At 67.2% G+C, this 5,965-nt stretch carries 7 protein-coding genes; 3 read left to right on the top strand and 4 right to left on the bottom strand.

All coding sequences use genetic code 11. The features are described from left to right. Positions 1-47: 47 nt before the first annotated feature. The 3 genes from pstA to J7E68_RS08385 all read left to right on the top strand — a co-directional run bounded on the left by pstA (position 48) and on the right by J7E68_RS08385 (position 2,950). Positions 48-1,145, top strand: a complete 1,098-nt coding sequence (gene pstA / locus J7E68_RS08395; protein ID WP_215171656.1) for a phosphate ABC transporter permease PstA — start codon at positions 48-50, stop codon at positions 1,143-1,145. 34 nt (positions 1,146-1,179) lie between these two features. Then, positions 1,180-1,959 carry a phosphate ABC transporter ATP-binding protein PstB gene (gene pstB, locus J7E68_RS08390; RefSeq protein ID WP_215171654.1) on the top strand — a complete coding sequence of 260 codons (780 nt, stop codon included), beginning with the start codon at positions 1,180-1,182 and terminating at the stop codon, positions 1,957-1,959. 412 nt (positions 1,960-2,371) lie between these two features. Then, a complete protein-coding gene (locus J7E68_RS08385; RefSeq protein ID WP_251048787.1) occupies positions 2,372-2,950 on the top strand; it encodes a hypothetical protein in 579 nt (192 codons plus the stop codon). A 269-nt stretch (positions 2,951-3,219) separates the two neighbouring features. Here J7E68_RS08385 and J7E68_RS08380 read toward each other — a convergent pair whose 3' ends face one another. The 4 genes from J7E68_RS08380 to J7E68_RS08365 all read right to left on the bottom strand — a co-directional run. Next, complete coding sequence (locus J7E68_RS08380) at positions 3,220-4,104, bottom strand: aminodeoxychorismate lyase (protein WP_215171652.1); 885 nt, start codon at positions 4,102-4,104, stop codon at positions 3,220-3,222. Positions 4,105-4,279: 175 nt separating this feature from the next. Then, positions 4,280-4,909 carry a DNA-directed RNA polymerase subunit beta gene (locus J7E68_RS08375; RefSeq protein WP_215171650.1) on the bottom strand — a complete coding sequence of 210 codons (630 nt, stop codon included), beginning with the start codon at positions 4,907-4,909 and terminating at the stop codon, positions 4,280-4,282. Positions 4,910-4,937: 28 nt separating this feature from the next. Then, entirely contained in the window at positions 4,938-5,768 is an 831-nt protein-coding gene (locus J7E68_RS08370; RefSeq protein WP_215171648.1) for an anti-sigma factor, read from the bottom strand. Beyond that, a partial coding sequence (locus J7E68_RS08365) for a sigma factor-like helix-turn-helix DNA-binding protein (RefSeq protein WP_285225006.1) occupies positions 5,765-5,965 on the bottom strand: 201 nt, incomplete at its 5' end. The genes J7E68_RS08365 and J7E68_RS08370, both read right to left, overlap by 4 nt.

The following is a 5,965-nucleotide window of genomic DNA, read 5'->3' as shown; positions in this document are numbered from 1 at the left end:
CCGCTGGATCGTCTCGCGCCGCGCCGAGTTCTCGGGAGCCAACTGACATGACCGCCACACTCACCCCCACCCCTGTCGCCACCCCGACGCACATCACCTCGGCGGGCCACCTGCCCAAGTGGGCTCCGTGGGCCCTGCTGCTCGTCGCCTTCGCGGTGTCGGCCACGATCTTCGCCTTCGTCAACGTCGGCAACGATCCCGCCGATTTCAACATCGCACTCACACTCGTCGTCGGCCTCGTGTTCTACATGGTGCTGATCATGGTCATCTCGTCGGTGGTCGAGAGCCGTCGTCACGCGATCGACCGGCTCATGACCGCACTGGTGTCCGGCGCCTTCGTCGTCGCGCTCCTCCCCCTCATCTCGCTGCTCTACACCGTGGTCATCAACGGCCTCATGCGCTTCGACGGAGAGTTCTTCAGCTTCTCGATGCGCAACATCGTGGGCGAGGGCGGCGGCGCCATCCACGCCATCTACGGAACGCTGCTGATCACCCTCGGCGCGACGATCATCTCGGTGCCGATCGGCCTGATGACCTCGATCTACCTCGTCGAGTACGGCGAGGGACGCCGACTCGCCCGCGGCATCACCTTCCTCGTCGACGTCATGACGGGCATCCCGTCGATCGTCGCCGGTCTGTTCATCTACTCCGTGTTCTCGCTCATCGTCGGCCCGGGCACCCGGATGGGCATCATGGGCTCGCTCGCCCTCTCGGTGCTGATGATCCCGGTGGTCGTCCGCGGCTCCGAGGAGCTGCTGCGCATCGTCCCGAACGAGCTCCGCGAGGCCGCGTACGCGCTCGGCGTGCCGAAGTGGCTGACGATCATCAAGGTCGTGCTGCCAACCGCCATCGCGGGAATCCTGACCAGCATCATGCTCGCCATCTCGCGCGTGATCGGCGAGACCGCGCCGCTGCTGCTCACCGTCGGCATCGTGCAGGGCATGAACCTGAACATGTTCGGCGGGCAGATGGCGACGCTACCGGTGTTCTCGTACATGCAGGCCAAGTACCCCGGCATCCCCGTCGATGCCTACCTCGAGCGCGCCTGGGCCGCAGCCCTCACCCTGATCGTCATCGTGATGGTGCTGAACCTGCTGGCCAGGATCATCGCCAAGGTGTTCGCTCCCAAGATCAACGGCCGCTGAGCCGTCTCTCCCGACTGAAGAAGAAGGATCCCACGTGTCCAAGAGCATCGAAGTCAACGACCTCAACGTCTACTACAGCGACTTCCTCGCCGTCGAAGGCGTCAGCATCGAGATCAAGCCCAACACCGTGACGGCCTTCATCGGCCCGTCCGGCTGCGGCAAGTCCACCTTCCTCCGCACCCTCAACCGCATGCACGAGGTCATTCCCGGCGCTCGCGTCGAGGGCGAGGTCCTGATCGACGGCAAGAACCTCTACGGCGCCGGCGTCGACCCCGTGCTCGTGCGCCGACAGGTCGGCATGGTGTTCCAGCGCCCGAACCCGTTCCCCACGATGTCGATCAAGGAGAACGTGCTGGCGGGCGTCAAGCTCAACAACACGCGCATGGCGAAGAGCGACCAGGATGCACTCGTCGAGAAGTCGCTGCGCGGCGCGAACCTCTGGAACGAGGTCAAGGACCGCCTCGATCGTCCCGGCTCCGGGCTCTCGGGTGGTCAGCAGCAGCGTCTGTGCATCGCGCGTGCGATCGCCGTGTCTCCCGACGTGATCCTGATGGACGAGCCGTGCTCGGCGCTCGACCCGATCTCGACCTTCGCGATCGAGGAGCTCATCGCCGAGATCAAGACGCAGTACACGGTCGTCATCGTGACCCACAACATGCAGCAGGCGAGCCGCGTCTCCGACAAGACCGCGTTCTTCAACATCGCGGGCACCGGCAAGCCGGGCAAGCTCATCGAGTACGACGACACCCGCACGATGTTCACCACGCCCTCGGTGCAGGCGACCGAGGACTACGTCTCGGGGCGCTTCGGATAAGCATCCGCCCTTCCCCCTCAGCCCTCCCGCGGGCACAACTTCGGGCCTGACCCTCGAAACGCCGTGCAACCTCCCCGGTTGCACGGCGTTTCGCCGTTGAATTCCGACGCAGTGCACAGGTCAGTCTCTCCGCATCTCTCCTGCACATTCGCGCCTCACCGGGTTGCATCCACAGGCCCCGGGATCATGGCCCGGACAGCCTGCCTCGATCATGGATGCTCGTTCGATGTGCCGCACATCATCGATCGAGATCTGGACGTGGAGAGAGCTCCGGGCGACCGGCTCGAGACGCGCTCTCGAAGCTCGGGTCCGGCGGGGCGAACTCCGGCGGATTCGACGCGGGGTCTACGCGGGAGACGCAGCCTGCGCTCCCGCTGTCGAGGCCGCTGAGCACGGCGGGTCTCTGGGATGCATGGCCGCGGCCCGACATCTCGGCATCTGGGTTCTCGACGAGCCGGGGCTTCACGTCTGGCTCCGCCCGGACAGACACCATCATGCGGGCGCCAGCAAGGATTGCGCCTGCATACGTCATTGGGATGCGGGCGCCTCGGCCGATACCTTCGCTCTCCCCTCGGTGCCGCACATCCTTCTGCAGATCCATCGGTGCGGCGGCAGCGAGGCATTCTTCGTCGCACTCGAATCCGCTCGGCGCCTCGGCCTCATCACCCGTGAAGGGCTCCGGTGGTTGTGGCAGCATTCCGACGCCGTCGCACGAGATCTGATCGACTTCTCTCGCGCGGATGCCGACAGCGGGCTGGAGTCGCTCGTCAGGCTGCGGCTGCGCAGACACGGGTGGTCCGTGCGGTCTCAGGTGCGATTCGTCGGCAGCGGCATCATCGATCTCATGGTCGACGACTGGCTGATCATCGAGACCGATGGCAAGGCGAACCATGAGGTCGTGTCGCACCGGCATCGCGACCTCGTTCGCGACGCGACCGCGGCGGCCTGGGGCCACATGACAGCGGATCGATTACGCGATGGTCATCCATGATTGGGACCTCGTCGAGAGGGCGGTCCTGGCGACGATGGCGATGAAGCCCGAGCGCTGACCCCGCACTCGACTCGACCGCCCTCCTTTGCTGAGCACGGCTGCGGACTTCGGACGACGACTCGCCGCCATCGCCGGGCCGAGGACGGCGTTTCCGGGTGGTGGTCCGAAGTTGTGCCCGCTGGCTGACTGTGCAGAGGGAGAGAGGGAAGGAAGGACGGAGGGGCGGGCAGAGGCAAGCGGTTGGGCGCGGGAGGGTGGGCAGGTGGAGGTCAGTCGCGGGGAGAGAGCAGGTACGCGTTGAGCTCGGCCGTCAGGGCGTGATCGACGGGCAGATCGACACCGTCGACGGCGGTGATGGGCGCCGCCAGACGGACGCTCGAGACGAGCCACGCGGCATCCGCACGAGGAAGGTCGGATGCCGGGATCCGCCCGTATTCGGCCTCGAAGCCCCGGGCGACGAGGTGCTCGTAGACGCTGAGCTGCGTCGTGCCGTGCAGGATGCCGCCGTTCGGCGCCGGCGTGACGAAACGGTCGCCGACGCGCAGGATCAGCGATGCGGTCGGCGCCTCGAGCACGTAGCCGTCGCGGGAGAGGAAGATCGCATCGTCGGCTCCGCGCCGATGGGCCTCGCGCAGAGCGGCCATGTTGACGGCATACGAGAGGGTCTTCGCCCCCAGCAGCAACCACGGTGCCTTCTCGGCCACATCGAGGTCGTAGCCGCGATCGAGGGTCACCACTCGGACGCCGCTCTCGCGCACGGCGGAGAAGTCGGATGCCGGTGCCGCGGTGACCCACGCGGTGGGCGTGGGTCCGTGCTCGACGCCGCGGCTGAGGATGAGCTTGATCACGTACTCGCCCTGCTCGCAGTGCGCCGCTGCCCGCTCGATGGCCTGATGCCATTGCGTCTGGTTGGGAAGCGGCAGATCGCACAGCTGCGCCGCGTGCGCGAGCCGCTCGAGATGCGGCACGACCTCTTGCGCATGTCCGTCGACGACACCGATCGACTCGAACACGCCATCGCCGCGCTGCGTGCTCAGCTCTCCCACGCTCAGCGCGGGAGCTGCCGCATCGACCAACGTGAAGGTGTCGGAGAAGTCGGAACGGTCGGCATCCGCGGCCGCGGGATCGATCATGAGAGCAAAACGCCGGGTCATGCTCCGAGCCTAGAGCCCCGGGAATAGCCCGAGTGCGATCTTGTTACAATGTAGTGGCCGGGCCGCATAACCCCGGGCTCCAATTTTTGCCGCTGCGAGCGGCCTTCCGCCGAGAGGCGTTTTTGCGGCCCGGTCTTTTCATGTCCGGATGCACGCTCTCCGGCACGACCCCGACTCAGGCCAGAGCGCCCGTGCGCCACAGCACCGCTGAGGCCGAGAGATCCTGCGCGTAGCTGCTGAGCCGCAGCGCCCTCGTGGTGAGTTCACTCGCGCGAGCGGGTTCGGTGGGCTCGTAGTCGTCAGCCGTGTGGGTCGCCCCGGACGCCTGCACTCGGCAGAACGCCGCGGCCCGATCGAGGGCGACCGCGAAGTCGCCGCGGAACGCCCCCCGCAGGATCGTGTCGATCAGCGCGACCAGCTCGTCGGGGTTGGCCGGCACCGGCGCCCCGGCGATCACCGCGTCCACCGAAGACAGCTCGACCCTGCCCCGCTCGTACAGGAGGGCCGCGGTCTGCGGATCGGCATGGATGGCCAGCTGCAGCAGGTACAGGCGCCACAGGGCACCGGGAAGGCTGCGAGACGGCGCTTTCGACCACAGCTCGGCGATCTCGTCGATGCCGTGCTCCTCGGTGAAGGCGACCAGACGGTCGGCACTCACACCGCTCTCATCGGCACGCACGCGGGTCAGCAGAGCGGATGCGGTCGCGTGCGCGATCCGCGTCTCTTCTGCCGGGTCGTGGCTGCCCACGATGTTGTCGAAGGCGCTGGTGGGCCGGCGCACCGGACGGGAGAACTGCTCAGGCATCGCTCCAGAGTACGCGCGATCCGTGACGTCAGGCGGTCGGGATCACGACGACGGGGTCGGTCGTCGGCAGGCCTGAGGGCGAGCCTCCGTCCTGTTCCACCGTGACGGCGATCACATCGCCCGCCTGCATGTCGCCGGCGAGCACTGCTGTGGCGTCGCCGCCGTCCGCCGCGAACACGCCGGCAGACACCGGAGTCTCGCCACGGACGTACCAGAGTTCGTACGTCTCGCCCTCGGCGAGCGACGGGATGCCGTCGGTCACGAGAACGGACTTGCCGAGCGACGCCGACCAGTGGGCGGTCGCGGTGCCGCCGCTCTCGAGCGACACGCTCGCCTGCTGAGCGTCACCTGCCGACTGGATGTCCTCGAGCGCCACGACGCTCGCCGGACGGCTCAGGTAGGTGTTGTTCGCGACCGCTCCGGCGCCCACTCCGACGAGCAGAGCAAGACATGCGGCCAGCGGGAAGAGAATACGCAGGCGGTGTGCCGGGGCCTTCGGCGAGGCCTCTCCCCCGAGCGCGGTCGGCGGGTCGGCGACAGGCGCGGCATCCGACTCTGTGTCGGACTGTGCATCTGCTGCCGACTCGGGAACCCCGTTCGGGACCGTGTACGTCGGAAGGACATCGCCACCCTGCGGGGTCTCGGCGATGCGTGCAAGAAGGGCTGCGCGAATGCCGGGCGACGGCACCACGGGAGCCGCGCCGGAGGAAAGCAGCCCGGCGCTGTCGGAATCGACATCGACGATGCTCTGCCATTCCGGATGCGCGGCAAGTGCGGAGTGGTATCGCTGCTGGTCGTCGGGCGACAGCGCATCGAGTGCTGCTCCTGCCGCGAGTTCTGCGAATTCCTGCTCGTTCATGCTGTCACCCCCATGGCTGTGCGGAGACGGGTGAGCCCGTCTCGCATCCGTGTCTTGATCGTCCCCAGCGGTGCTCCGACGAGCACTGCAACTTCATTTTGGCTGTATCCGCCGTAGTAGGCCAGAACGAGAGCTTCGCGCTGCGCCTCAGGAAGACCTGCGAGAGCCTGGACGACCTTTTCACCCTCGATGCCCAG

Origin of the sequence: Microbacterium sp. ISL-103, from assembly GCF_018613995.1 — a bacterium.
Taxonomy (GTDB): domain Bacteria; phylum Actinomycetota; class Actinomycetes; order Actinomycetales; family Microbacteriaceae; genus Microbacterium.
This window is presented reverse-complemented; position numbering and strand designations above follow the sequence as displayed.

Excerpts from the sequence above, each read along its gene's own strand:
- J7E68_RS08375 (WP_215171650.1), bottom strand. The coding sequence starts at position 4,909 with ATGCCTGAGCAGTTCTCCCGTCCGGTGCGCCGGCCCACCAGCGCCTTC.
- J7E68_RS08385 (WP_251048787.1), top strand. The coding sequence starts at position 2,372 with ATGGCCGCGGCCCGACATCTCGGCATCTGGGTTCTCGACGAGCCGGGG.
- pstA (WP_215171656.1), top strand. The coding sequence starts at position 48 with ATGACCGCCACACTCACCCCCACCCCTGTCGCCACCCCGACGCACATC.
- J7E68_RS08370 (WP_215171648.1), bottom strand. The coding sequence starts at position 5,768 with ATGAACGAGCAGGAATTCGCAGAACTCGCGGCAGGAGCAGCACTCGAT.
- J7E68_RS08380 (WP_215171652.1), bottom strand. The coding sequence starts at position 4,104 with ATGACCCGGCGTTTTGCTCTCATGATCGATCCCGCGGCCGCGGATGCC.